Source organism: Bacillus sp. FJAT-28004 (assembly GCF_001280845.1).
In the GTDB taxonomy this organism is placed as follows: domain Bacteria; phylum Bacillota; class Bacilli; order Paenibacillales; family Paenibacillaceae; genus Pristimantibacillus.
The window spans coordinates 1,500,344-1,527,319 of sequence record NZ_LGHP01000001.1 but is presented as its reverse complement, the minus strand read 5'-3'; the positions used below and the strand labels follow the sequence as shown (position 1 = coordinate 1,527,319).

The 26,976-nt window shown below is 43.4% G+C and carries 19 protein-coding genes; 1 reads left to right on the top strand and 18 read right to left on the bottom strand.

The features are described from left to right. Positions 1 to 110: 110 nt before the first annotated feature. The 5 genes from AC787_RS06190 to AC787_RS06170 form a co-directional block, all read right to left on the bottom strand. Positions 111 to 1,799, bottom strand: coding sequence for an extracellular solute-binding protein (locus tag AC787_RS06190; protein ID WP_054023979.1), 1,689 nt, complete (start codon positions 1,797 to 1,799; stop codon positions 111 to 113). A gap of 71 nt (positions 1,800 to 1,870) precedes the next feature. After that, positions 1,871 to 2,731 carry a carbohydrate ABC transporter permease gene (locus tag AC787_RS06185; protein ID WP_054026927.1) on the bottom strand — a complete coding sequence of 287 codons (861 nt, stop codon included), beginning with the start codon at positions 2,729 to 2,731 and terminating at the stop codon, positions 1,871 to 1,873. Between the two features lie 67 nt (positions 2,732 to 2,798). After that, entirely contained in the window at positions 2,799 to 3,779 is a 981-nt protein-coding gene (locus AC787_RS06180) for an ABC transporter permease (RefSeq protein ID WP_054023978.1), read from the bottom strand. Positions 3,780 to 4,066: 287 nt separating this feature from the next. Further along, the gene (locus tag AC787_RS06175; protein WP_054023977.1) at positions 4,067 to 5,899 is read right to left on the bottom strand and encodes a UbiD family decarboxylase; all 1,833 of its coding nucleotides are present in this window, start codon (positions 5,897 to 5,899) and stop codon (positions 4,067 to 4,069) included. A gap of 291 nt (positions 5,900 to 6,190) precedes the next feature. Beyond that, on the bottom strand, positions 6,191 to 7,048 hold the full coding sequence (locus tag AC787_RS06170) for a phytanoyl-CoA dioxygenase family protein (RefSeq protein WP_054023976.1): 858 nt from the start codon (positions 7,046 to 7,048) through the stop codon (positions 6,191 to 6,193). A 180-nt stretch (positions 7,049 to 7,228) separates the two neighbouring features. Here AC787_RS06170 and AC787_RS06165 point away from each other — a divergent pair, with 180 nt between their 5' ends. Further along, a complete protein-coding gene (locus AC787_RS06165; RefSeq protein WP_054023975.1) occupies positions 7,229 to 8,122 on the top strand; it encodes an AraC family transcriptional regulator in 894 nt (297 codons plus the stop codon). A gap of 41 nt (positions 8,123 to 8,163) precedes the next feature. Here the strand turns inward: AC787_RS06165 and AC787_RS06160 are convergent, their stop codons facing one another. The 13 genes from AC787_RS06160 to AC787_RS06100 form a co-directional block, all read right to left on the bottom strand. After that, entirely contained in the window at positions 8,164 to 9,207 is a 1,044-nt protein-coding gene (locus AC787_RS06160) for a DUF1835 domain-containing protein (protein WP_054023974.1), read from the bottom strand. A gap of 22 nt (positions 9,208 to 9,229) precedes the next feature. Beyond that, entirely contained in the window at positions 9,230 to 10,000 is a 771-nt protein-coding gene (locus AC787_RS06155) for an N-acetyltransferase (RefSeq protein WP_054023973.1), read from the bottom strand. 191 nt (positions 10,001 to 10,191) lie between these two features. After that, a complete protein-coding gene (locus AC787_RS06150) occupies positions 10,192 to 12,207 on the bottom strand; it encodes a glycoside hydrolase family 2 (RefSeq protein WP_054023972.1) in 2,016 nt (671 codons plus the stop codon). A 31-nt stretch (positions 12,208 to 12,238) separates the two neighbouring features. Beyond that, the gene (locus AC787_RS06145) at positions 12,239 to 13,045 is read right to left on the bottom strand and encodes a family 16 glycosylhydrolase (protein ID WP_200930700.1); all 807 of its coding nucleotides are present in this window, start codon (positions 13,043 to 13,045) and stop codon (positions 12,239 to 12,241) included. A gap of 80 nt (positions 13,046 to 13,125) precedes the next feature. Beyond that, positions 13,126 to 14,061, bottom strand: coding sequence for a carbohydrate ABC transporter permease (locus AC787_RS06140; RefSeq protein ID WP_054023970.1), 936 nt, complete (start codon positions 14,059 to 14,061; stop codon positions 13,126 to 13,128). A 13-nt stretch (positions 14,062 to 14,074) separates the two neighbouring features. Then, positions 14,075 to 14,935, bottom strand: coding sequence for a carbohydrate ABC transporter permease (locus AC787_RS06135; protein ID WP_054023969.1), 861 nt, complete (start codon positions 14,933 to 14,935; stop codon positions 14,075 to 14,077). Beyond that, positions 14,935 to 17,190: a DUF5696 domain-containing protein gene (locus AC787_RS06130; protein ID WP_054023968.1), complete on the bottom strand. Its 2,256-nt coding sequence runs from the start codon at positions 17,188 to 17,190 to the stop codon at positions 14,935 to 14,937. Before AC787_RS06130 ends, AC787_RS06135 begins: the two co-directional genes overlap by 1 nt. After that, the gene (locus AC787_RS06125; RefSeq protein WP_054023967.1) at positions 17,177 to 19,216 is read right to left on the bottom strand and encodes a YIP1 family protein; all 2,040 of its coding nucleotides are present in this window, start codon (positions 19,214 to 19,216) and stop codon (positions 17,177 to 17,179) included. The genes AC787_RS06130 and AC787_RS06125 overlap by 14 nt, the downstream gene beginning before the upstream one ends. A gap of 11 nt (positions 19,217 to 19,227) precedes the next feature. Continuing rightward, complete coding sequence (locus AC787_RS06120) at positions 19,228 to 20,109, bottom strand: carbohydrate ABC transporter permease (protein WP_054023966.1); 882 nt, start codon at positions 20,107 to 20,109, stop codon at positions 19,228 to 19,230. A 3-nt stretch (positions 20,110 to 20,112) separates the two neighbouring features. Next, on the bottom strand, positions 20,113 to 21,000 hold the full coding sequence (locus AC787_RS06115) for a carbohydrate ABC transporter permease (RefSeq protein ID WP_054023965.1): 888 nt from the start codon (positions 20,998 to 21,000) through the stop codon (positions 20,113 to 20,115). Further along, positions 20,997 to 23,969 carry an extracellular solute-binding protein gene (locus AC787_RS06110; protein WP_054023964.1) on the bottom strand — a complete coding sequence of 991 codons (2,973 nt, stop codon included), beginning with the start codon at positions 23,967 to 23,969 and terminating at the stop codon, positions 20,997 to 20,999. Before AC787_RS06110 ends, AC787_RS06115 begins: the two co-directional genes overlap by 4 nt. An 81-nt stretch (positions 23,970 to 24,050) precedes the next feature. Next, positions 24,051 to 25,469, bottom strand: coding sequence for an ABC transporter substrate-binding protein (locus AC787_RS06105; RefSeq protein WP_054023963.1), 1,419 nt, complete (start codon positions 25,467 to 25,469; stop codon positions 24,051 to 24,053). Positions 25,470 to 25,655: 186 nt separating this feature from the next. After that, positions 25,656 to 26,810: a LacI family DNA-binding transcriptional regulator gene (locus tag AC787_RS06100; protein ID WP_321166103.1), complete on the bottom strand. Its 1,155-nt coding sequence runs from the start codon at positions 26,808 to 26,810 to the stop codon at positions 25,656 to 25,658. Positions 26,811 to 26,976: the final 166 nt, after the last annotated feature.

Below are 26,976 nucleotides of genomic sequence, written 5' to 3'. Positions count from 1 at the left end.
AAATAATTAAAAGTCATATATATAAAAGTTAAGTTTAACCAAAAATACAGAGATATCCCAAGTGATCCAAACGGATCCCTTGGGATGATCTCTTTCCTTATTTAAGCCTATTACTCTCCAAGAATGGCTTTGTTAGATTGCCATTTCTCAGTACGCCATGCAAGCAGCTCTTCGTATTTGTAGCTTTGAGCTTTCTTCTCAGCAGCATCTAAAATTTTGTCTACTTCCTCATCACTCTTAGCTGTAGTTGATGCAGCAAAGGTTTCAAGGCTAAGATCCAAAATTTGCTGTCTAGTGTCGCCTAGCGGAGAGTCTGGTGACATTGGCAGATTGTTAATTGCCGTAATGTCGTTGGAGGATGGCCAAGTAATATCTCTCTGCCAACGCGCTTGCCAGTTTTGTTTCTCAAGCGGCAAGGAATTTACGAATTTCAATTTTGCTGGATCGATATACGATGTATTGCCTACGATTTGAACAGGATCGTTATCCGCTTGAATTTTTGTTACTTCCGCTTCGTTGTACGTATCCGTGAAGATCGGTTGTTCATTTTCGTCGAATCCTTTCCAGTTGCCGCCCTCTGGTCCGAAGAATTGGATAGTCATACCTTCTGGTCCTGTCATCCAATCCAAGAATGCGAAGATTTTTTCTGGATCTTTTGCATGTTTAGTGATGGACGTAACGTTCCAACCCAGACGATCCCAACCACCTGCATAGATTTTGTTTTTATCAAGTCCTGCTTTGTGAACTGGCCAAATCATGAAGTAACCATCATTTGGATCTTTTTCCCTAAGTGCCATATCTGCACGAGATGCAAAGGTAGTAACACCCGAACCTGCATATACAGCCACACGGCCAGTCATTAATTTCTCCGAAACCACGTCTCTGACTTGCGTCCACCAATCTTGTGAGATTAGTTTCTCGCGGTACAGCTTCGCAAGATATTTTTGAGACTCACGGAAAGAAGGATCTGTAAAAATAGAAACGAGTTTATCGTCTTTAATTACGCCTTGCAGCTCGCTGCTTAAGGATTTGTAAAGATTTCCTTCTCCAAATCCTGTGTAAATAACGCCCATACCTTGAATCTCTGAACCTCGGTCTAGATCCATTGGAACAACTTTGTCACCGTATTTCTCTTTTACCGCTTTGAGATATGCGTACAAATCATCCGTTGTTTCTAGTGCAGGAGATCCTAGTTCTGCATAGATTTTTTTGTTGACGACGTAACCGCCAGTATTAGTCGGTTTCTCTGTGTACCAGTTAGGGAATTTGTAAAGCTTGCCGTCCGCTGAACGAAGAAGATCCATAAGCTTCGGATCAAGCCATTTCTTCAGGTTCGGATATTTGTCCAGGTAAGGATCAAGTGCTACCATCTGGCCGCCTTCAATAAGTCTTTCAAGCGCTGGATTGTAGCGATCGCCATAAAGAAGGTCTGGAAGCTGGCTTGTATCAGCCATCATCGTCTGCAAAAGAGCGTCATGATTGCCTTTTGCATGAATCGGTGTAATCGTAACTTGTTTATTTTCCTTCAGATATTTCCAAAATGGGTTTGCGTCCATGTTATCAGGGAAATCTTGCCAACCATAATGTGTATAAGCTGAGAACGCCAATGGGCTTGAACCAAATACCCAAGGTGCATCTGCTGGTGTTTCTGTAGCTTCACTGCCTTGTTCTTTGTTATTAGAGGCAGTTGTTGTTGGTTTGGGATCCTTCCCCCCCGAATTGCTGCAGCCTGCAAGTACAGTTACCAGTAGAAACACCGCAGAGACAACCATTAGCAGCGGCTTTTTCATCTTCTTCATGCTGATTTTACCCCTCTCATGATTAATATATATGTCCAAAGCGAGACTCGCCTCAAACCGAAGTGAAATAACTATTCCTTTAACGATCCAACCATAACTCCCTTAACGAAAAATCTTTGAACAAAGGGATATACCATCATAATCGGAAGTGTAACAACCATTATCATTGCAGCAATGAGTGATTTGGACGTAAGAGCCTTCTTGGACATTTTCTCTACGGAAATAGAGTCCATTCCCTGCGCATCTGTTAAGACGTTTGCGTTCAATAACTTCCGCAATATCGTTTGAACAGGCAGTAAATCGGGATTGGAAATGTAGATAGAAGGCGCGAACCAATCGTTCCAGTGAGCGATAGCCGTAAACAATCCAAGTGTTGCGATTACTGGCATCGAAAGCGGAATAACTATTTTGAAGAATACTCCCCAATTGCTGCAGCCATCGATTTGTGCTGACTCCTCCAGACCTGCAGGCAAGCTTTTGAAAAAGGTTCGGAAAACAATCATATTCCAAACGCTTATAAGGCCAGGAATGATGAAAACAAGGAAGTTATTTAATAAACCCAATGATTTAATCAATAGAAACGTCGGGATTAATCCTCCGCCAAAGTACATTGTAAAGATGAAGAAAAAGGAATAATAACCGCGACCCATTAAGTAATTTTTAGACATGCCATAAGCGAGCATTGCCGTCATAAAAGTTGCAGCAATGGTCCCTACTACGGTTCTACTTATGGAAATATAAAATCCATGCAGAAGACCTTTGTCTTGAAAAACGATTTCATAATTTGCCCATGAAAATTCCCTTGGCCAAAATGTGATGCCGCCCTTTGCCGTATCTGTACCTTCATTTAACGAAACGACGAGAGTATTCCAGAATGGATATAATGCCGAGAAAGATAAAAGTATAAGAAGCACATATATGCTAATAACCATCAATCGATCGTTAACGCCCAAACGCTTGAAACTCAATGGATTTCGACCCCCAGTCTGAAGTAATGTTCTACCATAATCCGTTACCGGACCTTCGGGCTAAGTAGTTAGCTCCCGTCAAGAGCAAAACGCTAATGACTGCCTTGAACAAGCCAACTGCAACACCGTAAGAAAATTTCCCATTCTGCAGGCCGACCCGATATACATAGGTATCAATAACATCCGATACCGGTCTTAGAATCGGATTCTGGGCAAGGATCAAAATATCTTCAAAACCAGCACTTAATAAATTACCCATTGCGAGAATCATAAAAATGATAATTACCGGTAGGATAGATGGAATAGTAATGAGATAAATTTGTTTGAATTTACTCGCTCCATCAATATCTGCCGCTTCATACATATGTGGATCGACACCCGCAATTGCGGCAAGGTATATGATTGATCCAAAACCAATATCCTTCCACACATTGGAGGAGACTAGTATGCCCCAGAAGTATTCTTTGAGAGAAAGGAAATTAATAGGCTCATTTATCGCCCCGACACCCCTCAGCAGCATGTTAACACTACCGTTCTCAGTCGAGAGCATCGCCATTACCATGCCCCCTACAATGACCCATGACATAAAGTACGGTAAATATGTGATGGTTTGTACTACACGTTTAAACATCATATGACGTATTTCATTTAGCATTAACGCCAGTATAATAGGTGCAGGAAAACCTATTACTAGCTTTAAAAGACTGATTACAAGCGTATTCCGTATGACCGTTGCGATATCCGGAGCAGTAAAGAACGCTTCGAAATGCTTAAAACCAACCCAAGGATTTTCGAATATTTTTGACCCCGTAAAAATGTTGTAGTCCATAAAACCTGTTAACACGCCGTACATCGGAATGTATGCGAATACAAAGATTAGCAAAATACCCGGCCATACCATTAATTGCACATCCAGCTGCTTGCCTAGACGGTTGAAAAAGGTTTTTTTTCTTACTTGGTTTTTCTCCGGCGGAATCGCTGCTAACTGTTTGTTGGTCGTTGCTTGCGACATGCTCATCCTCCCATAATTGTTGATATATATCTTGCAAATTATCTCTGAAGCTTCCTGCATCTTCAGCAGCAAATGCCGTTCATTAGGCTCATTTACATTCTAACTCTGTAAAAATGTTGAAACTATATAATAAAAACCCGATTTTTTATACTTTCACAGGCTTTTATGATAAATTCGATCATTTTATTGATTTTTACAAACAAAATCTACTCAAGCTCATTTCAAAACTGTGCTGAAAATGGCAAAAAAAAGACACGCCCTATTAGGCATGCCTTTTTGTGAGTTTCCTATATGTTCAATCCGCCCAAGCTGGCGCCTTTAACAAATAATCGTTCGATGTTCTTCAGGACCGAAGGATCAGGAATTAGAGGAGGTGCTTGATGCGGTTTAATACGAGCATCAATGATCAAGTTGTCACATGCCCAGTGCTTGTTCTCATAATGACTATTTACGCCATACATATCGTGTGATGGATTGCTGCGCGTAAAGGTAACCCATAGGAAGTTTTTGATCGTTTCACTAATGAACTGACTATCATCGCCAATAATAATCATTGGACATGATGGAATAGGTCCTTTTTCTTGTATAGCATCACGTAAGTCTTGTAGTTCCTGTTTGGCCCCTGCATAATCCTTGAATTTTGGCCCTTGGATGACCACAATTCCCGGCATGACCAAACGCGCATTTTCAAATCCGCGCAATGATTTCAAAACATCGGGTACTTCTGTACATAATTCTCTTTTCTTATCACCATATGCTGCAATAACTACTTTACTGCCCGTATTTAATCCCGTACCCGAATAATCAAGCGTATCAATTGTCGTATTTGTATAAAAATGTATGTCGCGATGAAGATCGATACGTTCAAGTATATAAGTTAAAAAATCCACTTCATCGTGTGTATCTAACGGTCGTTTATCTTCTGCTGTAATAAATAGATATTTGGCCAAGCTCAGTTGTCCTGTACCCAGAATACGATTAGCAATAGTAAGCAGCTCTGCCGGCTGTTTGACTTGTTGATAAGGCGTGTATCGTTCGCTGCCTATCGCAAAAAGCAGCGGATGCACACCCGCAGCATCTACAGCATGAACTTCCTTTACACCAGGAATTTCTTGTTTAATGGCATCACCTGTCAGCTCATGAATGAGCTCACCAAATGCAGTATCCTCTTGCGGCGGACGGCCTACAACGGTAAACGGCCATATCGCACCCGGCTTAGCATACACTTTATGAACTCTCATGACAGGAAAAGGATGGGTAAGGCTGTAATACCCCAAGTGATCACCAAAAGGTCCCTCTGGCTTGGTTTCTCCCTGATGAATTTCTCCAGTAATGACAAAATCAGCATCGTTGCTAATACAAAATCCGTCCAAGTAACTGTATTGGAAACGGCGTCCTGATAGAAGTCCCGCAACCGTCATCTCTGTCAATCCTTCAGGTAACGGCATAACTGCTGCCAAAGTATGTGCGGGAGGGCCGCCTACAAAACAGCTTACTTTTAATGGGATACCTTTTTTGTTCGTTTTGTCTTGATGTACGCCGATACCGCGATGAATCTGATAATGCACACCAATTTCTTTGTTCATCTCATAATCATTGCCGCTGAGCTGCACACGATACATGCCCAAATTGGAATTCATAATTCCCGGCTTGTCCGGATCTTCTGTATAGACTTGAGGAAGAGTGACAAAAGCACCGCCATCCATGGGCCAGCTTTGAATGAGCGGAAGATCCGAGATTTGAATTTCCTGCGCGGTAACCGGTAGACTGCCTGATTTCTTTTGCGGAAGAGCTTTATATGCCGCCAAGCCGTTTCCGATATTTTTGAATGGATTTTTCAATGCCTTCATGGGATCATTGCGCAGTTCCATTACGTTTTGCACCGATTCCCAAGTATTGCGAAAAATAAACTTGCTGCGCTCTACCGTGCCGAATAAATTAGAGGCTGCCCGAAATTTAGAGCCTTTCACATTCTCGAATAACAATGCAGGGCCGCCAGCCTCATAAACCTTCATATGGATCGCAGCCATCTCAAGATAGGGGTCAACTTCTTCTTTTATACGAACCAAATGTCCATTTCTCTCTAGATCAATAACACACTCTTCTAAATTGCGATACATTTGAATTTCTCCAATCTCAGCCTGATAGGGTGCACAAAACTCACGCTTTTATTATAATTAAATCACTTTACTACCTAATGTCAAACGCCAACCAAAACTTAAATTTATATACCGCTAAGCTTTCGTAAAAAATAAAAATACGCCAAAAATGGCGTATTTTGATCATCTCAATAACGAAGTTTATAGTATTGATTATATACTTACTCTACTCTAAAAGTATAGGCAGGCATCTGTTAATAAGCTCCTCCCTCACCTGTGCAAACAACCTTGTCAGCCCTCTTCACCAATACGTTACAATTCGCTTTTTGCAGTATACAGAACTGGCCAAGCTTCACCCTCGTATTTCTCTCCCTCTTTGCCGTTCATCATCTGTGCATTAAAATGATTATTGCCCTTTGCATCATATTTATATCGAGTATCGCCAGTCATAAGGTGAACCGCCATAGAGCGGCGTGCTTGATCTGACGTATTTGGCCCGCTTCCATGAATGGTCAGTGCGTGGTGGAAGCTTACTTGTCCGGCTTTCATAATAACAGGTACGGTTGAAAACTTTTCGTTTTCCGGGATGTCCATTGCTTGCTGCTGTTTTTCTAAATTCTGCTCGAAGAAATCATTCACATTCAACAAGCCCCATTGGTGACTGCGCGGCACCATCTGCATACAGCCATTCGATAGATCCACATCCGTAAAGGCAACCCAAGCCGTAATTAGCGTTGGTCCTGCGCAGCATTGCCAGTAGGCGTAATCTTGATGCCAACCCACATTTGCCGTTTCCTTGCCTGTACCTCTTCCCGGTTTATACAACAGCTGATCATGAAACAACTTAATTGTATCCGTCTCCATTAGAGTTGCGGCAATGCCTCCGATCGTAGCGTTTACGGCCACTTTACGCAGCGTCAGATCTGACCAATGGGAATTATCCGTTTTTCGCAGAGACCGCGGATTATCTTGTCCTTCCAACCAATTGCATACTGGTTCTTTACCTGTTTCATATTCACCTTGGTATAGACGATCCTGATGGGCGATTATTTGCGATAGCTCATCTTCAGAGAAGATAATAGGAGAAATCCAATAACCATTTTCAGAAAAAAATGTAACATCTTCTTGTGTTGGGAGACAGTGTTCTTGCGGTAGACCATTAATAGACATATTGAGCACCTCTTACATTTATATTTTAAACATATGATCATTATAGACCCGTTAAAATACGATGTATTTTTCATTTTCGTGCATAGATTTAAATATTTTGATCATCTTTGCCTGTTGAGATTTATAATTAGAAAGGTATAATCGAAAGTAATCGTATTAAAGATGAGAAGAGGTAAGCGAATGAAGGAAAATCAATCATTAAAGAATGAGGTACCCAAACAGCATCTTGTTATAGATAACGATGAGGAGTTTCGTATCGAACTGCCCTTCGATTCGGAAGCGAGCCATATTTATTATCTCGGCGTTAACTATTATGAAAACTGGAGTACGTCGATCCATTATCATGATCATTTTGAATTGTGCTACGTGGATGAAGGACACAGTCAATACAAAATCGATAAAACACTTTACGAAGTCCAGAAAGGCCAGCTCCTGCTTACAAAACCCGAAGAAATCCACTTTGGTTTAGCAGGAAAACAAATGCCATTCAAGCTGTATTACATCGGGTTCAGGCTGGAGAGGCTTCATCATCTGTATCCTGAATTTTATCGTATCGGGCTTCAACGAATCGCAATGGATCAAGATAGCAGAGTGAAAGCAATATTTGAGCATATGATAACGGAAATTAAAAATAAAGCTTATTTAAGCTTGCCCATGGTCGAAGGGTTGTTTCAACAGCTGCTGGTAACAACACTGCGAAATTTTCTTGATCCGACGTTATTAGCAGAAGCCCCTCCACGTCCGCTTAACAACGCGATTATCGAAGTAATGAATCAGCTGCATCGTGAAGTTCGCTATGACTATGATCCAGAACAGCTTGCGAAGTCTATTCACATTAGCCGCTCACATCTTGCTAGAGAATTCAAAAATTCCGTCGGCATTCCGCTCGGAGAGTATGTGCGTCACTTGTGTTTGGATAAAGCGAAATCCGAGCTTCGAAATACTTCGAAAACAATCTCTCAAATCGCCGAAGAACTGCAATTCTCATCCATTCATACGTTTAGTATTTTTTTCAAACGATTTACAGGGCAAACGCCAAGCCTCTATCGTCAATCAACAACATCTCATCTGTAAAATAAATGCATGACTTATGATCTGATGGTCAGCATGCAAGCCTATTTCAGCCTTACACTATAGAACCTCATCGCACGAGGCACTCCCTTGATCTCTAATTTGCCCGTGTAGACAAGGATGCGCAGTCTATATTCGAAATAGCTGTCTCCAATACATTGCTCGTAATAGCCCATTGCTTGTCCAACTACTCTGGCTGCCTTTATAAATTCATCTTTGGGTTTATGCTGAAGCAGCTTCTCTACCGTTTCAAATAAATAAGCATCCAAATAATCCTCAGCTGCATGGACAATTTTATTCTCCTTCCAAATGCGCAGCACCTCATCATGCTCTGCAAGCGATAACCATTCTTTCTCCAGCTGCTGCCTTATGTCGCCAGCTGTATGCCCATTTTCCTCGGCTTCACCAATAACAGCCTTCAGCTTTTCTACCGGAACCTCTCCTAATTGCAAATAGGTAATAAATGTATCTGATGTATTGTACCTTCTGCTGCAGGTCTCTTCTGCATTAAACACGTAAATACTATTTAAATGATTTCTAAGCAAATAAAGTGCATAGCGCAAACCAACCTGCTCATGAGCATTGTTGCCACACCAGATGACAATCGAGGCTTGCTCCGGCATTTGTGCTAATAAGCTTTGATGAGAGGAGGCTTCCTCTTCCATATCAAAATATGATTCGTCATAACCCACATTAATATTATTTCTAAACCACTCCTTCCTTTTAAGCCATCCCTCTTCCGTATGTAGCTGCCATATTGGGCCTATTGAGAAGCTTTCATTAAGAGTAATGACCTTATTGGAATCCGCTAACCCCAGCTGCTTTATAGCCAATTTCAAACTACCTGCAACAGAGTCTCCAAACACAATATGAATCTTCGTAACAGCGGAATCCAGCTCTCTTTTATTATTGTTTTGGGTATTCAGCAGTGAATCGTAAAGCTCTTTCAAGTTATTAAAGAGATCCTCTCTAGCCTCTAAACTCTGATCAGCTATATCAATTTGAAGCATAACTAGCTTTAGAGCCTGCCTCACATCATCTGTGGATAGCTCATCGACTGCCCTGCGTATTTCTAACATTTTAATCATAAGATATCCCTTCCTCTCTTTTTCACTTGGGTGATACACATGGATAAGAATAAGCAAGAAGGTCAAATCCTCTTTTCCTAAGAATAGGAAGGCTCATTGGACTAGCATCTACCGTTAGCAATCGGAATCCATTCTCCCACGCCGCTTGCGCTCTTACTGCTAATAAGGAAGTATACAACCCTTTATTTCTGTATTGAGATAAGGTAGAACCGCCCCATAAGCTCCCAAAAGAAGTGCCTTTGTGCAAATACATCCAAGCCGCACTGACCGCTATTCCATCTACATAAGCAGCATATATAAATAGACTGTCCGGATCATTTTCTAAATTTCGTATTAACTCCTCACCCAGCTCGCGATGTGATTCACCCCATATGTCTTCTTCCAGTAAGACGATGTCATTTATTCCTGCTTCATCTGTAATTCGTATGATATGGGCAGGAATTTCACAGGATAACATAAAATCTCCTTCTGTTAGCTGCATAACCATTAATCCCTCAGGCTCCCCAATGGTAAAGCCATGTTCAAGAAGTTTATCCTTTAGATTTGCCGGCTGGTCATAGTCGTATAGCTTCCATTCAAATCGCTGATCTAGCTGCTCAAAATATGATAGTTGTTCTCTAATCGCTTCCTGAACCGTTTCAGCTGATAACGCTGAGTAAATGACAAAACCTTCACCGCCTGTAATCGAAACTTGCCTGATGACCTGTCCCGCTTCTTCGCGTCGATAACCTGCGATTATAGTATCTATCCGTTGCTCCCTATTAAACAATGCTATAAGTTGTTCTTTATTCATCGAATGCCTCCATAGTCAAAATAAATCGATCTGTCTCTTGCTTAGGTACTTTTCTGCCCTCAAAAGGATTCATGTCTCTCTTTAATACTATGACATACGGATAGATCAACAAGCAAAACAAAACGAGCCTTTAGAATAGCTTCTAAGGCTCGTTTTGACATTATATTCGCTTACGACTAGCAGCGACGGCTTTATTCTTGCTGCTTCATAAATCCGCCTTCGAATGCAGTGAAGCGAGCATAGTCCTGTCTCAGCGCTTCGCCAACTGGCTTCATTGTCTTTCTATCCATATGATAAATACCGAACGTATCGATCCAATTGTTATGGTTCACGTACCAGTCATACATAATCCAGAAATCGATTCCGACCAGAAAACCATCACTTTTCAGCTCAGCCTCACCGTCGTCAGATATGACCGCACGCTCCATTAATGCCTGCAGCGTTTCCTTATAGGTTTTTAACTGCTCTGCCGCCATCGCATCCTGATCGGAGGACCAATGTCCGAACTCGGTATTCCATATCGGCTTGTCCGGCCAAAGCTCATGCGCCTTCTGCAGAAAATCCCGCGTACCGTCATAATACGTACTGCCGTGGAATATGCCGAAGTACATCGTCCAGCCCGCCACATCAAGCGGCTCCATTGAAGCGTCATGCGCACCCGGCTGATCTGCTGCCGCACTCTGCGTGGTGAGACGACCATCCGCATAATTTTCCTTCAAGTCCTTCACAAGACGTTTGTTATATACCGTTCGCAGCTCCACCTCGATGGATTCATTTTGCGTGCTCCACATCAGAACGGATGGTGAATTGTATTGGGAAAATATCATTTCTCTCCACATCTGATCGGCAAGCCGCTTCTGCTCTTGTGCCTCAAAATGCTCACGAGTAAATTGCCACAATGGAATTTCACTCACGGTTGCAAGTCCGAGCCGATCCGTCAATAAGGTCGTATATACATGATTCGGATAATGTGCCGTTCTAACGAAATTGACATGCATCGCCTTCCTCATTTGAACCAAATCATCACGAATTCGATTCCAAGTTGCTGATCGCCCCGTATCTGGCCATTCTTCATGGCGTGCGACACCAGCTAGAAACGCTGGGCGCCCATTCAACAGCAGCTTAGTCCCTTCCGTCGTCACTGTACGTATACCGAATTGCGAAGCGTAACGATCCAACTGGGCTGTACGGTCCCCATAAACAACTGCAAATTCCGCTACGTACAGCTCTGGCTGCCAAAACGCCCATAAGCGAGGCTCTTGAATTTGGACAATCGTTTCCATCACCTTCGTCTCAAAAGGAGCCAGTGCTTCCGTCCAATTTAAATCGCCCGTCCATATCGTTTGTTTGCCCTTAATATCGGCCGCGAGAGGAGAGTTCAAGAATGCGTCTGCTCCATGATCCGCATCAAAAATTTGCCCGCTAACGCTGACCTCTACAGCATCAGCCCCGCGGTTTTCCAGAACTACGCTAAACTTCACACGTCCTTCAATGTCGAGCGGTACGATGTTTACTCTCGGTATATGGCATTTCGTAGCTCCGCTAATATATAAGTCATGTATCACACCGGTATAGTTAAAGAAGTCTGTTCCTGGTGCCGCCGGTATCATATCCGCTCGGCTTCCCCAAGGCGGATTATCAATTCGTAGCGCAATCGTGTTCGGCTCACCAATCTTGACATAGGGAGTCAGATCGAGCGCGAAAGGCGTGAATCCTCCCTCGTGATAGCCCACCCACTGCCCATTGACCCAAACATCAGCCACATAGCTAATCGCAAGCGCATGCAGAGTAACCGATTTATCTACCCATTCTGATCCGAGCAAAAACGATCGACGATACCATACACCATCCTGATACGTTTCGCTAGAGTTTGCTTCTTCTTTCCCGCGAATCTCATTTTCTGGGAAAGGCAGCTGACGTTCAGCCCATGCAGAATCATCAAAATCGACATCGGTACGGCCGCCAGATTCAAGAAGGGCGTGCTCGAACCATCGTTCATTACGCTCCGACAACGAGAAATCATGGTCCGCAGCAAACCTTTCCTTTTTCCATACACCCTTCAAGTCAAACTTAAAACGCTGCTGCGCATCAAATGACGGGACAGGAATGCCATTTTGAAACGGGACTGACACTCCGTTTACATGACGCAGTTCCATCGTCGTTTGAATCATGTTCATCTTTACCTGCTGTACCAAACGAAGTTCCATCGGTAATTCCTCCAATTAACCTATATAATTGCTATTTCGCATTATCGTTTTTCAACTCATAATTTCCGTCTTCCGGCTGATACACTCGAACGTACTCAAGCTCAAACGTTTGCGGGAAAACAGTCGTTTCATCCGGATACCCCGGCCAGTTGCCGCCAACTGCCAAGTTCAGCTGCAAGAAAAAAGCACGGTCGAAAGGCGCGGGGAATGGCTCGTTATCCGCAGCCTCATCCTTTCGAGTAAACCATGTCGTCGTCTGATAAAACTCCTTGTCGTCGACATACCATTTCATCCCGTTTGGCGTCCATTCCAGAGCAAAATCATGGAACGCTTCTGCGAAAGATCCTTCTTCCAAACTTACTTTTCCGCCTCTATAAATGTGGGGATTACCCATATGCAAGGTGCCATGCACCTGATCAGGCTCGTGTCCAAGATACTCCATAATGTCAATCTCGCCGCTGCTCGGCCATCCGCCGTATTTCTGCATGTCAGTCGGCATCATCCAGATTGCCGGCCACATTCCTTTTCCAAGCGGCATCTTTGCTCGGAATTCAAACCGGCCATAGGTCCAATCCGCATGGCCCTCCGTAATTAATTTCGCTGATGTATACGGTTTGCCGTCATGCTCTTGCTTCAACGCTTTGATGACTAACTTGCCATCCTCAATATAGGAGTTGGCAGCATCCTCCGTATAAAATTGATCCTCATTATTCCCAAAGCCTGATCCTCCGGTTACATGCTTCCACTTGGACAGATCGATTTCTTTGCCATTAAACTCATCGTTCCACACGAGCTTCCAGCCATTTTTTTGCTGTGGAGCTTCTTTTTTATTTTCCATGCTGCACCCCATTATGAATAATATAATTGCCATAACCGTACACATTATCTTGCAGAGTCTCTTCATTCGAGCTCCTCCTCTTACTCCCCGGTAATACCAGCCCGGTCAACGCCTTCCACAAACCAGCGCTGAAGCACAAAGTAGATGATGAGCAGCGGTGCGATCGTCAGGAGCGTTCCTGCCAGCTTAATCGCTTCATTCAACTGGCTTCCAGGAGTTCCCGGCGGGTACACCTTATTGTAGCTGTCGGTGAATTGTTGCAGCTCCAGCGGTAATATTGTCAGATCGTTCCCAAAATAAAGACCCGCTAAATACGTTTCATTCCAGTACCATACGAACGAGAACAAAAATACGATAATAATGGCAGGCAACGCCATTGGAACAGCAACGCGGTAAAATATTTTTAAGCTTCCCGCGCCATCTATTTCAGCAGCCTCCTCCAGTACATCCGGTATGCTTCTAAAAAACTGATAAAAGATAAGAATAAACAACGCGCTCTTTAAACCTTGCCCCAGAATAGCCGGATAAATAAACGTCTCCAATGAGCCGAGCAGCCCATATTGTTTAAATAAAAGATACGTCGGCATCATCGTAATTTGCGGCGGGATAACAAAGGTTACCAGCATCAATACGAACAATATTTTCTTGAATGGAAACTCGAACCTAGCAAAACCATAGCCTATAATGCCGGCCGATATTGTTTGCAATAATGCTGGAAGACCTGCAACCATAATCGTTTGCAATAACGTTTTTTGATAATCCAGCACGGTTAGTGCCTTCGAATAGTTTTCGATGTACAGTGTCGAAGGAATCCATTTGATCATGGAGTTAACCAAATCATCCAAACTCATGAAGCTGTTTACGAGCATGAATAACATCGGGTACAAATAGACAAAGCCGATCGCGATCAGAAGGAGATATACTACAGCCTTGAACACAAATCCGTCGTTTTCTCCCATTCCGAACAACAGCTTCCGGACTTTGTTCGCAGCAACTAACGTCTGTTTTTTCCTCATGCAGCTCTCCTCCTTATCGTTTCTTCATTCTGAGAAGTCCAGTCCAAATCGCTAGCACAATCATGATAATAATGAAATATACCCATGCTATCGCGGTAGCGTAACCGAATCCGGTAATGGTGCTGAACATATTATTTTTAATGAGGATGATAATTTCATTAAGCGCGAACGTCGATACGTAAACGATCGTATAGATCACATTTACGATAACGAGTGGCATGAGTACAGGCAGTGTCACCTTCCAGAATGACTCCCATGCTGACGCCCCATCGATGCGAGCTGCCTCATACATGGACCGGTCTACCTTTTGCAGCCCTGCCAAGAAAATTAGAATCTGAACGCCGGAGAACCATAGAACCATAATGATTTGCTTAAACAAATACAGAATGGGCTCAGCAATAATCGGACTCAAGCTGTTCTCAATCATCGTAAACATGCCATATTGTTCAATATTCGGAATAGAGGACGCACCTTGGCTAAGCAGCTCGTTAATGACCGGTCCGCTCGTTATAATAACAGGTAGGAAAAATATCGTCCGAAACATCCCGCGAAATTTGATCTTCTGATTAATAAGAAGTGCGATGATTAATGAAAAAACGATAATGATCGGTACATTAAGCATCATTTCCATAAGATAATTCAATATCTTCTCTACAAATACCGGGTCGGAGAAAAATGCGTAATTAAAATTATCAAACCCAATATACTTCGTCTTCACTCCGACAGGCGTTATTTTTACTTGATGGAAGCTGAGGAACAAAGAATAAAGCATCGGATATAATGTGAAAACGAAAAATCCAACGATCCATGGTGACACAAACGCAAGACCCATCATAGCTTTTCTGCGCTTATTGGTCATTACGATTTTGGCCATCAGCGGTTCACCTCGATTACTTGAAAGCCTTTTGCCGGAACGCTAACGCCTTCCCATTGATAATCACGACTCGTGTAATTGACGAGCACTTCGATTCCGTTGTTATACGTTACCTTTACAATGCCGTCGCTTAGACGCTCATGGTTTTGCATCGTCGCCCCCATTGTCGGCTGCAGCGCTTCATTCAAAATACGATAAGTCTCGCTCATCGATTCACGCCAATCCGCATAAGAAGACGTGTAAACATCATTCGAATTCGTATGTTTCAGCTTATACGAAGTATCGTGCGTCAAATAGTATGACGGATACGATCCGGTTTCGATCATACGAAGCAGGCTTGTCTGCGGATTGGCGAAGAAATTGCTGTAAGGTGCAAAATAATCCTTGTAGCCTTTCAGCACCATTTGTACGAACGGCACCGTTTCACTAATGTAAATATATTGCGATGACTCCATGGGTACGTCCAGCACTTGATCGGCATACGGAAGCATATAATCATTTGGCGCATACATGAGCAATGATGGAATGTTTTCCGACAGTCCTTGCATAGCTGCTTTATACGTTTCTGCCGTATGGCTGCGGCTCGAACGGCCTTTGCTTTCCATTTCGGAGAATAGCACCGAGCCCGTCTTATCCACCGCAATCCCACTCACATTTTGATCCGCATACTGCTTCGTATTTTGTTTAATAAGTCTGCTCGTCGCTTCAGCAGATAAGTAATAGATCTTCTCGTATACTTCCTCATAAGTCGGTATCGTCAATATAGACTTATCGATTTTTTTGGCTGCATCCGTTTGAGCAGAAAACCGTTTGGACGATTCATTGCCAGTCGTAAAATCAGTGTATAAATGAAGCGGATTACCTCTTTCTAGAAGCGATGCAGCAAGTCGCCCGAAATCCTTTTTCGAGCCAAGCTCTGCCTCGTATTCTACTTGCGATGGGCTTGTTCCTGAATAACCGCCTTTATTCCAGCCCTTATACACCACATTCACATTCTCGATTCCATTTTTTTTCATGTCTCCAAGCATCTCTTCCAGCTGTGAAACAGTGGTCATCGGAATAAGGCGTTTCGAGAACATTCCATTTTCCGTTTCGGCGCCAAGAACATCCATTTGCAGAGGAATCGCAGCGTCTACGGTTTCCTTAGCCTTCGTAAGAATAGATTTTTCTTCCAAATACGCTTGATAGGTCTTAGCCATTCCAACATAGCTTGCGTCCTTGCCGCTTAGAAATGTATAGCGAATTTGTATGTCCTCTGGGTTTCGAGCCTTTTCATAAACGATGACACCGCCTAGTGATCGGCTCGTTGGCTGCAGATACGATTCTCTGGAGAGAAACTGTGCTGTCGTCCAGTTGTACGGCGTGTTCACTCCATTCGGATACGCAACGATTTTCGCATTGTATTGACCGTTCTCGACAATGCCGAATAGGCCGTTTCCTCCTTCATCGTGCACCATTCCGAATACGGGATATTGCACAGTGAGCGGTGGGTTTGTGAAAATATCACGATTAACCGTCTCGATGCCTTCGTTGGTACCATAGATCTTCGCTTCATAAGGAATTTTGAATTTCCCCTTATTATCCGCAAGCCGGATTAATGCCCCCGAGCCGTCTGGAATGAACATATAACCTTCCACTTCGCCAGCCTTGGTTGCACCAAGAAACGGGTAAACATAAACGGACCCAAGCTTCGTCTTATTCCCCTCGAGAATGCTTTGCTGCGGAATTTGAACAACCAATTGGTCATCCTCCAGCGAAACATGAAGCTCCATCCCAATCTTAAGATCATTTAAGCGAATAATAGCTTTAAATCCTTTTTCTAGCGACTCGAACGTAATCGATTTGTTCGTTTGAGAGACGAGATCCGTTCGCGTGGCATTTGGCTTGTTCTCTTCGAAATATTCAAGAGACAATCCAGATGCCATAAAGTTTTTCCACGATTCATTAGATTCTGTGTCTATTATTTCGGATGACCACACATAACCCGAGCTCTTATCCTTCACTTGAATGGACAAGCTTTGTTCCTTGAGCCACAGCTCTAGCCTGCTATTCTCCGCCACCTTGCGATAATCGGATGATAGCTTCGCTCCTGTCGCTCCCTGATCAGGAAATACGGATTGCAGCTCCGAATCTGGAAGCGCACCCGTACCCTTACTTGAGCGGCCGTTACCGATAAACACGACATACAGTATGGCAATGGCTGCTATTATGATGACGGCGGTTACGACAGGCCTTATCCATTTAGAGTTCCGCACGTATCATCAGCTCCCGTATGACAGAATAAACAAAATCGAACACCTGATCGAGCAGCACATAAATAATAAATGCAACCAGGCTCAGAATCAGCATGCCAAATAATGTAATCAAAATGTTACGAATCGTTTCGCGAACGGTGTAATCATGGACTTCCTTCACCATAATAAATAGGAGAACCGCACACCACACGACGATGATATTGCTCGAGAAGCTGTACAGGAAAGCGTCATTGTTCGTTAGTACATTCGATACGATGACGATAATTGGGCTAAACAATAAGTAGGGAGCCATAGCATATATGGTACCTTTGTACACCTCTGAAAATTTGCCCTCGCCTTCATTGATCGTACTAACCAAGTAATTCGCAATAATCCAAAGCGCAATCGGTGCAAATACTTTTGATATCTCCTTTAACAAAATCAAGCTGGAAGGCTCAACGTTGTTGAAGATAAAGCCCGTATAATATAGCGCAAACACGTATTCTGCGAAAAATAGTACATAGAAAAAGGTCGCGGACCAAAGAGATACCTTCCGTTCCTCCTTAATGCCATAAAAACCTTCAAACGGATTTTTAATAAATTTGGAAATAAACAAAACATGTCTAATAAACGCTACTGATAAAACCTGGTTCTTCAAGCGAATAAGAAAATTGAAAATGCCGGTTTTACGCTGCAGCCAGCGCAGCACTATCCGAAGCAGAAACAAAACGATTCCGACATACAACACATAAATCAAGTTAATTTGCAGCCAGCGGTTGCGAATTTCCCAGAAGGCGTTTGAATAACCTTCCTTATCGTTCGCAATGACGTATTCCTCGATCGCTTCTGAATATAATTGCTGCTTGTAGTAAGCATCTGCCAGTCCTTTATGTGCCAAGTCGAACAAATTATTTTTGTTCAGTACCTGACTCCACGGCTCTCTGCTCTTGACGTAATGCCCTTCCTTATAAAGCTCAAGCGCATGGTGAACCATGCTTGTAAATTCAGTCGGCTTGAATATTTGAATATTATTTCTTTCTTTGTCGACCACATAAATATTTTCATTTGCATCTACAGCGATACCAGCCGCATTAATGAACATGCCGATCCGGGACTTCCCATCATCGGGGGCACCGAAAGAGAACAGCAAATTGCCTTCCGTGTCATATTCAAAAATAATACCGGTCTGACTAATCGTATAAATGTTTCCGCTCTTTGAAATAAACAAATCGGTATAAAGCGGATGAAAAGTCATATCTGCAGGCAATAGATTAAATCCGGAAATGTTAAACCGTTTGACAGACCTTCCCTTATCGCCTTGAGTAATGGTATAAATTAAACCCTTCTGGTCAATGTCGATGCTTGTGGGGGAAGGTGGAATATTTTTAAAAAGCTTCGCTCTCTGTGCATCGGTGAACAAGAATCGCTCCAGCATAATACGCAAGTTCGCTTGTGATTCATTGCTGCCAAAATAACCGAGAAAATCGCCATTCGAGCTCATCTGCACAACGCCATTCGTCGATCCTTCGCTTATGATATATACGTTTCCGCGCTTATCAACCGTTACCTTCATTGGCTTAAATGGATTGTTCTTGCCAAAAAGCGGAGAATCCGGCCTCGCAAACGTTTGTTTTACTGTATTGTCAGCGCCAAATTTAACGACTTGACTGAGCCCGCTATCCGCTGCATACACTTCGCCTTTATGGTCAACGAATACGCCGACCGGCACTTGCAACACATCTTCACCGATAATCCGAACCAATTGTCCTTCCTCATCGATTACAACGATGCGATGGTTGTTCGTATCTGCAACATAGATGCGATTAAGCGCATCAATATAAATATCGGAAGGCCCGGAAAATTCAAGATCCCCCACCTTCTCGATTGAACCTGCAGGATGATAAGCATCCTGCGTTCGAACAAATTGCCTGTTATGGTCTTCCGTATATGTCTTGTAAGGCGCCTCAGCGAGCACCATGGATGAGGAATCAAGCCATAGAAAGACGACGAGAACAAGCAACAAAACCTTGCCGTTAATGTTCTTCATGGGAGTCTCCTCTATTTAAGTCCTGAATGCGCCATCGTGTTCATCACTTTGCTTTGCAGCAATACAAAAATGACGAGGTTCGGTACGAACATCAGCAGCGATGCAGCTGCCGACATGCCTTGACCCGCAACCGTGTTGCCGGATCCCGATGCGACCGAGCTCATGAAGAAAGATAATGTCTTCAAGCTCTCATCGTTGACATAATAATTCGAAGTCTCGACATTGTTCCATACCGCCTGGAAAGCAAGAATCGCAACCGTTGCAAGTGCCGGCATAATAACAGGTACAATGACCTTCCTGAACACGGTGAATTCACTCGCCCCGTCGATAATGGCCGCTTCCTTTAGCTCCTCAGGCACCTGATCAATAAATTGCTTAAGCAAGAACAGCCCTATCGGCATCGCTAGCAGCGGCAAAATATGAGCAAAATACGTATCCAGCATGCCTGTCTGATCTACGACCAAGTACCGCGGTATTTGTACCGCGATGGGCACGAACATGAGGGCAAGCGTGTTGACCTCAAACAGTACCTTGCGCAGCTTAAACTTCATCTTGGCCATCGCATAGGCAGCCAAAGCGCTAATAAATACAGATAGGAACATGACAGAGATCGTAACAAGCAAGCTGTTGAATATAAACCGGCTGAACGGAATACCTGATGTCGATGTCGTAAAAAAGAGATCTCTAAAGTTATCAAACGTCGGCTTCTGCACGAGAAAGCGCGGCGGGAATGCAAACAGCTCATCAATCGGCTTGAATGCATGCGATATGATAAATAGGATTGGCAGCATCATAAAAAATGCCAAAGGAATAAGAATGGCATAAAATTTCAGCTGACTCCGGTGGAACTTGGTCGGATTAACTTTAGTACCTTGATAAGACAAAACTTGCACCCCCTACTCTTTCTCACCGAATAATTTCCATGAAAGCTTAGACAGCATATATACACCGATGAGCAAAACAACAGAAATAGCGCTCGCATAACCCATCTCATATCGAATGAGGCCATAATCAGCAATATGGTTGACGATCAACTGTCCAGAGTTTTGCGGAGTTGGATTGCCGCCTGAAAGCTGAACGCCGATTTCGCCGGCTTGGAAGGTCGTTACAACGGCCATAACCGCGCCGAACAGCATCTGCGGCCTCATCGATGGAATCGTAATGTAGATAATTTCCTGAAACCGATTCTGGATTCCATCGATGTAACCTGCCTCATATATTGTCTGATCAATGTTCAGAACACCAGCAAGCATAGCAAGGAATCCTACTCCCATGCTGCTCCACAACGACACGATAATCATAATCGTCATCAAATATTCCGGTGACTGCAGCCACTGGATAGGTGCGTTAATCAGTCCTAAATTAAGCAGCAAGGAGTTTATGTATCCCGCTTGGTCGCCGCTGAAAATAATCGTCCACACGACCGACATCGCTACGCCCATCGTCATCGAAGGAGAATAAATAATGAGTGCAAGAATGGTCCGCGGCTTGCTCGGGATTTGCGCCAGCATCCAAGCGAGCAGGAATGAAATGACGTAACCGCCCGGACCAACGATCAAAGCAAACTTTATCGTGTTGGGCAGAACATTTTGCATAAAGATCTCATCATGGGTAAGCAAATCGATGTAGTTTTTGAATCCGATCCACTCTGGCGCCTCTACCGTATTGAAATAAGTAAGGGAGAGACCTGCCGCTACCAATACTGGGATAATAATAAACGTGCCGAACATTAAAATATAAGGCGTCAGAAATAGGTAAGCCTCATTCCATCTGCGTGTCTTCATTTTCGCTCAACCCACTTGTCTATCGATGATATGGTCGGAACCGGATACGGCCTGATCATTTTGCCATCCGCATAATAGCCGAACTCTTCCATCTTCCGCAATATTTCACGATTTGTCCGTACTACAGCATCATCAATGGCCGTTCGCGGATTATCCCCGTTGAATACAACTCTGTTCCAAACATTACTGATTTCCCGCTCAACCATATAGGCACCTGGAACGCGCGAAGGTTCTCTCACCCATTCGAATTGTTCGGAAATGATTTTTTTATCTTCCTCCGGCCAAGGCACCTGCTCGAGCGCTTCAAGATTCGCCGTATTCCACATGAAGGTCATGCCATAGGTAGTCTGCATGAGATTTGCAAATTCGACCTGAACCGGTGTAGACAACCACCAATCGAGGAACTTCCAAGATTCCTCTGCATATTTGGTCCCTTCAAAAATCATCCCTGTCTGACCGCCTGTCGGCGCCCACCTTGCTACCGTCCCATCGGGCTTCTCCACGCCTGGATGCAGCGCGATCTTCCACGTATTGGCGATTTCCGGTGCCGCTGCCTTCAATTGAATGTATGTATTAAAATCAGATATCCCTACTGGCATCGTGCCGTAACGGAAATGATGATAGAAATTCGGTACGTCCTGCGGCAAGTTATAGATCGTAAACAAGTCGGTCATAAACTTCATGCCCTCAAGCGCTTGCTCACTGTCGATTGCGGTGTTCATCCCGCTCTCATCAAACAACTCTCCATCGAACTGATAAATAAACGGCGTCGTCGCATTAAATGGCTTGAAGCCCTTGTACTGAGCGAGTGGCTCGTAAAAGTTCATGCCAAGCCGCTGCAGCTCAGGCAGCATCTCAACAACGTCCTGCCACGTATCCGGTGGAGACAGCTTGAGAGAATCCAAAATATCTTGACGGTAAAACAGCACCCAGAAGTTTTGCGTTTCTGGCAATGCATATACGCCTTCCTCGAAGGAAAATGGAATAATGGCACCTTTGGAGAAACGTTTGATGCTCTCCTCGTATCCATCGAATTGCCGCAAATCCATGGCCGCATTCCGAATAGCTAGTTCATAAGGAATCCAGTTGCTCACCCCTAAGGCAACATCGGGCTGTCGATTGGATGCGTTGGCTAGCACTAGCTTATTCTCATCCGGCATAATGGACAGCTTAACTGCTATACCGGATTCCGGCGTAAACTGCTCATCAATCATCTTCTGCATGAGCTCTACGAATGGTCTGGGGCGGTTTACCCAAACCTCCAGTTCGCCATTTATTTTGTTAGTGCTCGAATAGGATTGTTTCGTAAAAGATAAGAAAAATCGTTTGACCGTTTCCCCTGACTTTTTGAAAAAACCTGCATTTGGAGATGGCAGCTTGCCATCCTGAGAAACATAAATCCGATCTAGTGCCAGCGGCGATTCTGAAATGCTCTGCAAAAGTGTACCTAACAATTGGGAGGCAGACGCCGACCCTTCGGAAAACAGATTTAGGCGATTAGGCAATTCATCGGGGTCCTTTGCAAGTGAACGCAATTGCTTGGATGCCAGCTTCAGGTTGACAATTTCACCGATTTCTTTAACCTTCGGATTAAGTAGGCTGATTTCTTCGAATCGCTGATCCAGATCATCCGCCCAGCCAGCAAGCAGCTTATCTAAATCCGGCATGTATTCAAGAAGGTTCCAATCTCGGTACAAATCCAGTTTATTTCCAGTCAGCTTCTTAATTTCGAGTGTCATTCGGCTGATCTCTCTCATTTTGGTGAAGATGTCCTCTGCTAGAGGACGCATATTTGATAGATTCACCGTCATGCTGAGCGTATGTTTGCCCTTGGTCATATAAAATTGATATGGCTTGCCCTCGCTGCCAAGCGTTTCATTACGCCATTTTTTCGTATAGTGAAATGCATAATTGTCCACCTCGCGGAAAGGAACTACGCCATCGAGCTCAATTCTGCGAAATACCGGCAAATCATATTGTGTATTTTGCAAATATTTTAAGGAAATATGATAATATCCATCCTGCGGTACTTCCAGCTCCCAAGTCAGCGATTGACCGCCCTCTTCATAGGATCCCGCATCTATCATATTGAGCAACAGCTTGTTCGTTTCGTAAGGTGTCACCTTGCTTTCACGCGACGAGGCGGTTCTGATCGAGGAATCGTTCTTATACAGCATTTGCTCCGCTTCTGTTATAAGCAGCGTGTCGCTGAGCTTTGTCCCCTCTTCTAGCGCCGGGAAGCTCTTTAAATAGTTTTCATACATTTCTATTTGGGCAGGGGCTTCTACTCTAACATTGCCAAGCAACATCTCTCCCCTGGTATTGACTAACGTAACGGTATTCAAGCCTTTTTCTAAGTGAAACTTTAAAGGCTCCATATGAAAATAACTAGAATCCATAGCATATACAGTTTGCCATTGCTTCACTTTCTGTGATCGCGGCAGCAGCTCGTTGCCGTATCGATCCCATTTTTCTGCAAGAGGCTTGTTCTCCCATTTGCTTGGAAACAATATATGACGGCTTTCATAAAACTGATATTGTCCATTGATTTGCAAATAGCCTTCCGTAGGCAATATGCTGTCATCCAGCATGTAATAATCAAACGCAAGCTGATATAATCCCGTTTTTTCAACATTAATGTCAAACGTAATCTTCGCGTCTTTATTCCAACGCAGCGTCTCTTCGTCGTAATCGAAGCTATCCTGCTGTGGAACAATTAGTCCTTCGTTTTCCTTATTCTTAGCAGGTGAAACGATCATGTTTGTGTTTGAAATGATAGGAACCTCAGACCACTCTAATAGTTTTTCTGAATAGGTCTTCTCTAATAGATTAAGCGCATCCGTTGAGGGTTCTGGCCTTTGCACCTCCGCTTGCTCCGATTCAGCTTGTACTTGCGGCCCCGGAAGTCCGCTAACAAGAAGAGCTGCAATCATCAAGCATATCAATAAGGTTTGATAAGTTTTTTTCATGGTCTCTTCCCTGCCTATGCTTCATTAATGCCGCAGATGCGAAAGATCATGAAGCTTCTTCCGCATCTACGGTCAATCGTATTATTGATTTAGTCTTTGCAGCGCTTGACCTACGAACTCGTTCGCTTTGTCTTCCATTTCTTGTGCTTTATCTGCAGGCTTCAATTCACCCGAAGTAAACTTCTCGTATATTTTCTGTTCATCCGTCGCCCAAGCACTGAACTCTCTCCAGCCCGGAAGTACTTTGTTATAATCTGGAACAGCATCGCCGAGCAGAGCAACCGCTGCTTTCGCTCCGTCTAGTTTCAGCTCACCCGTCAGCTTCTCCCAAACTTCTGGGAAGTCAGCAACCGGGAATTTATCGATATTTATATTCAATTCCTTATTCAGCTCTAGACGCTTCAGCCAACCATCTTTGCTCCATGACATAAACTTCATTAACTCATAAGCAGCTTCTGGATATTTAGTTGTAGAAGATACACCGATATAGTCAAGGACTACAGGCATCTTCTGGCCGGCATTACCAGCTGGATATGGATAGAAATCAACTGTGCCTGCACCCGATTTCTCCATTTCCGGCGGCAAGGAGTTCATATTCCAAGAACCGTCAATTCCGAGTGCAACATGACCTTTCTGCAATGGCCATGCTCCTTCTTCGCCAAATACTTTTGTCTTTTCTTCACCAGTCATTTTTTCTTCCACTTTCAACCTGCGAAGCTCCAGCTGTTGGTTGTACCCATCAATCCATTGTTGATTGGTGAAATGGAATTTCTCACCGTCAAATGTGTTGTATCCCAAGGCACCATCATTCGCCATTGGCCAGTGCTCATTGAAGGAAAGATTGCCCCAAGGACCGGAAATACCATAGATATGTTCCGATGGCTTGGAAACTTTCTTTGCGATGTCGATCATCTCCGTAATCGTCCAATCGTAACCTGGCAACGGAATGTTGTTTTTCTCTAGCAGCGTTTTATTCACATAGACACCCATAATGAACTGGAAGGTAGGCGATGCTAGGCGCTTGCCGCCATAAACTGCTTGCTTCGCAATATTGGGATAGATGGCCTGCGTTTCCTCATCTTGATCCCAATAAGGAGTCAGATCGAGCAGCCATTCGTTCTCTACGCCTACAGGAACATTTTCTAGCCAGAATACGTCAGGCAATTTGCTCGCGCTTGCGGCTGCAGTCAAAGCATCCGTCCACGGCCAGTTGATTGTTTCGTCTTTCTCTACCGTAATATTTGGATATTTCGCCATGAAGGCTTTCATCATTTCGCCTTCCATTTTTGGGTCTTCCCAGCTTGCAAACTTTAGTGTGAATTTCTCTGTTTGCCAGGAAGGCGTTTCTTCTACTTTGGACGTATCCTCTGTCGGCTTATTCGTAGCAGCCTTAGAATTTGATCCTTCATTCGTTTTGTTGTTTCCACCCGAACAGGCGGCTAATACGGATACGAATAACGACATCACCAGTAATAATGAAAATATTTTCCTACTGTTCATTTCACTATCCCCTTTTTTTCAAATGATATATGGATACACTTGCATGTACCTTTAGTTGGATATTGCTTTTGAAAACGATTTCATAAATGGTTGCTATCGCATACAAAAACGTATATGTCGTGTCTTATGTGCGAGTAAGCGTTTACATTTAAAATGGAATCGATTTCATTTTATGAAAAAGAGCTTTCATAATCCGAAATTATGAGGGTACTTTTTATAATTAGAAGAAGCACGAATGCACAACTGGGAATCAATAACGATCATACGCTCATCATCATCCGTCATTTCGCCCTTAATTTTTTTGATAAGCATTTCCGCAGCAGCATAGCCCATTTCAATCTTTAATTGATTAACCGTACTAAGCTGAGGCACCAAATATCTGGAAACCCGTTCATTATCTACTCCAAAAACAGCTAAATCCTGAGGGATTTGAACACTAGCTTCCCTGCAAGCGGCATAAATGCCTAAAGCCATCTCGTCATTTGCTGAAAACACAGCTGTGAACTCCTGTCCTGCTTCCCAAAGGCGCTTTAAAGCGGAATACCCACCTCTTTTGTTGAAATCGCCATTCTCCACAAGCTCTGGACGATATGGAATACCGTGTTTTTCCAACCCTTTGATGTAGCCTTCCAGACGATCCTGGCTGTCGATAGCATCGTTATAACCGCTTATAAATGCAATATCTTTGTGTCCCTGCTCAATGAGATGCAGAACGACCTGCATGGCAACCTCTGCGGTATTCGTTTGGACGTTATAAATTCTGGTATCCAAGATACTGCGTCCGATAGCTCCGATAACATAACCCCGTTCAACGAGATCCATAACGGTTTCTTTAGGCAATAAAGACTCAATTAGAATCATCCCGTCTACCGTTCTGTTCGTTAACATTTGAAGGTATCCGAGTTCGATTTCCCTGCTGTTTTGGGTATCACAAATAATGACTTTGAATTTCTCAGCGTGTGCTTTGTTTTGAATTCCCTTAACCAGATTGGAGTAATAAGAAACCATAATATCAGGCACTATGATTCCAATAGTAAATGTTTTTTGCTGACGTAGATTTTTAGCTGCAGCATTGGGAACGTAGTTCATTTGTTCAATAACCATGAGAACCTTTTCTCTCGTTTTACTCTTAACCAATGGATTATTGTTTAACACCCGTGAGACGGTAGTCGGTGACACCTTTGCAGCTTTAGCTACATCTACGATATTTACATCCATATGAATCGACCTTTGCAATAAATTTTGTACGATATAAACAAATAAAGCGTTATCAAGCTGATATTTAATAATATAGCAAATAATGAAATCGATTTCAATACTTAATTTGAGCAAATTTTCCATTGATTCCAGCTCATTCATAACTGCATATTCGTGCTATTCGGTAAAAAAGGAAAAGGCGATCCACCGCTTTATACGAATAAAATCACCTTGTACAACCTATCATCCAGATCCCTTATCAAAAATGTTGGATGGACGGCTTTCGATATGGGATAATAGGCACAATTCA

What these genes read in the sequence shown, in the direction of transcription:
- AC787_RS06170 (WP_054023976.1), bottom strand. Translation starts at nt 7,048, where the DNA reads ATGTCTATTAATGGTCTACCGCAAGAACACTGTCTCCCAACACAAGAA.
- AC787_RS06180 (WP_054023978.1), bottom strand. Translation starts at nt 3,779, where the DNA reads ATGTCGCAAGCAACGACCAACAAACAGTTAGCAGCGATTCCGCCGGAG.
- AC787_RS06175 (WP_054023977.1), bottom strand. Translation starts at nt 5,899, where the DNA reads ATGTATCGCAATTTAGAAGAGTGTGTTATTGATCTAGAGAGAAATGGA.
- AC787_RS06165 (WP_054023975.1), top strand. Translation starts at nt 7,229, where the DNA reads ATGAAGGAAAATCAATCATTAAAGAATGAGGTACCCAAACAGCATCTT.
- AC787_RS06135 (WP_054023969.1), bottom strand. Translation starts at nt 14,935, where the DNA reads ATGGCCAAAATCGTAATGACCAATAAGCGCAGAAAAGCTATGATGGGT.
- AC787_RS06125 (WP_054023967.1), bottom strand. Translation starts at nt 19,216, where the DNA reads ATGAAGAACATTAACGGCAAGGTTTTGTTGCTTGTTCTCGTCGTCTTT.
- AC787_RS06110 (WP_054023964.1), bottom strand. Translation starts at nt 23,969, where the DNA reads ATGAAAAAAACTTATCAAACCTTATTGATATGCTTGATGATTGCAGCT.
- AC787_RS06105 (WP_054023963.1), bottom strand. Translation starts at nt 25,469, where the DNA reads ATGAACAGTAGGAAAATATTTTCATTATTACTGGTGATGTCGTTATTC.
- AC787_RS06155 (WP_054023973.1), bottom strand. Translation starts at nt 10,000, where the DNA reads ATGAATAAAGAACAACTTATAGCATTGTTTAATAGGGAGCAACGGATA.
- AC787_RS06150 (WP_054023972.1), bottom strand. Translation starts at nt 12,207, where the DNA reads ATGGAACTTCGTTTGGTACAGCAGGTAAAGATGAACATGATTCAAACG.
- AC787_RS06140 (WP_054023970.1), bottom strand. Translation starts at nt 14,061, where the DNA reads ATGAGGAAAAAACAGACGTTAGTTGCTGCGAACAAAGTCCGGAAGCTG.
- AC787_RS06145 (WP_200930700.1), bottom strand. Translation starts at nt 13,045, where the DNA reads ATGGAAAATAAAAAAGAAGCTCCACAGCAAAAAAATGGCTGGAAGCTC.
- AC787_RS06115 (WP_054023965.1), bottom strand. Translation starts at nt 21,000, where the DNA reads ATGAAGACACGCAGATGGAATGAGGCTTACCTATTTCTGACGCCTTAT.
- AC787_RS06185 (WP_054026927.1), bottom strand. Translation starts at nt 2,731, where the DNA reads ATGGTTATTAGCATATATGTGCTTCTTATACTTTTATCTTTCTCGGCA.
- AC787_RS06100 (WP_321166103.1), bottom strand. Translation starts at nt 26,810, where the DNA reads ATGGAAAATTTGCTCAAATTAAGTATTGAAATCGATTTCATTATTTGC.
- AC787_RS06190 (WP_054023979.1), bottom strand. Translation starts at nt 1,799, where the DNA reads ATGAAGAAGATGAAAAAGCCGCTGCTAATGGTTGTCTCTGCGGTGTTT.
- AC787_RS06160 (WP_054023974.1), bottom strand. Translation starts at nt 9,207, where the DNA reads ATGATTAAAATGTTAGAAATACGCAGGGCAGTCGATGAGCTATCCACA.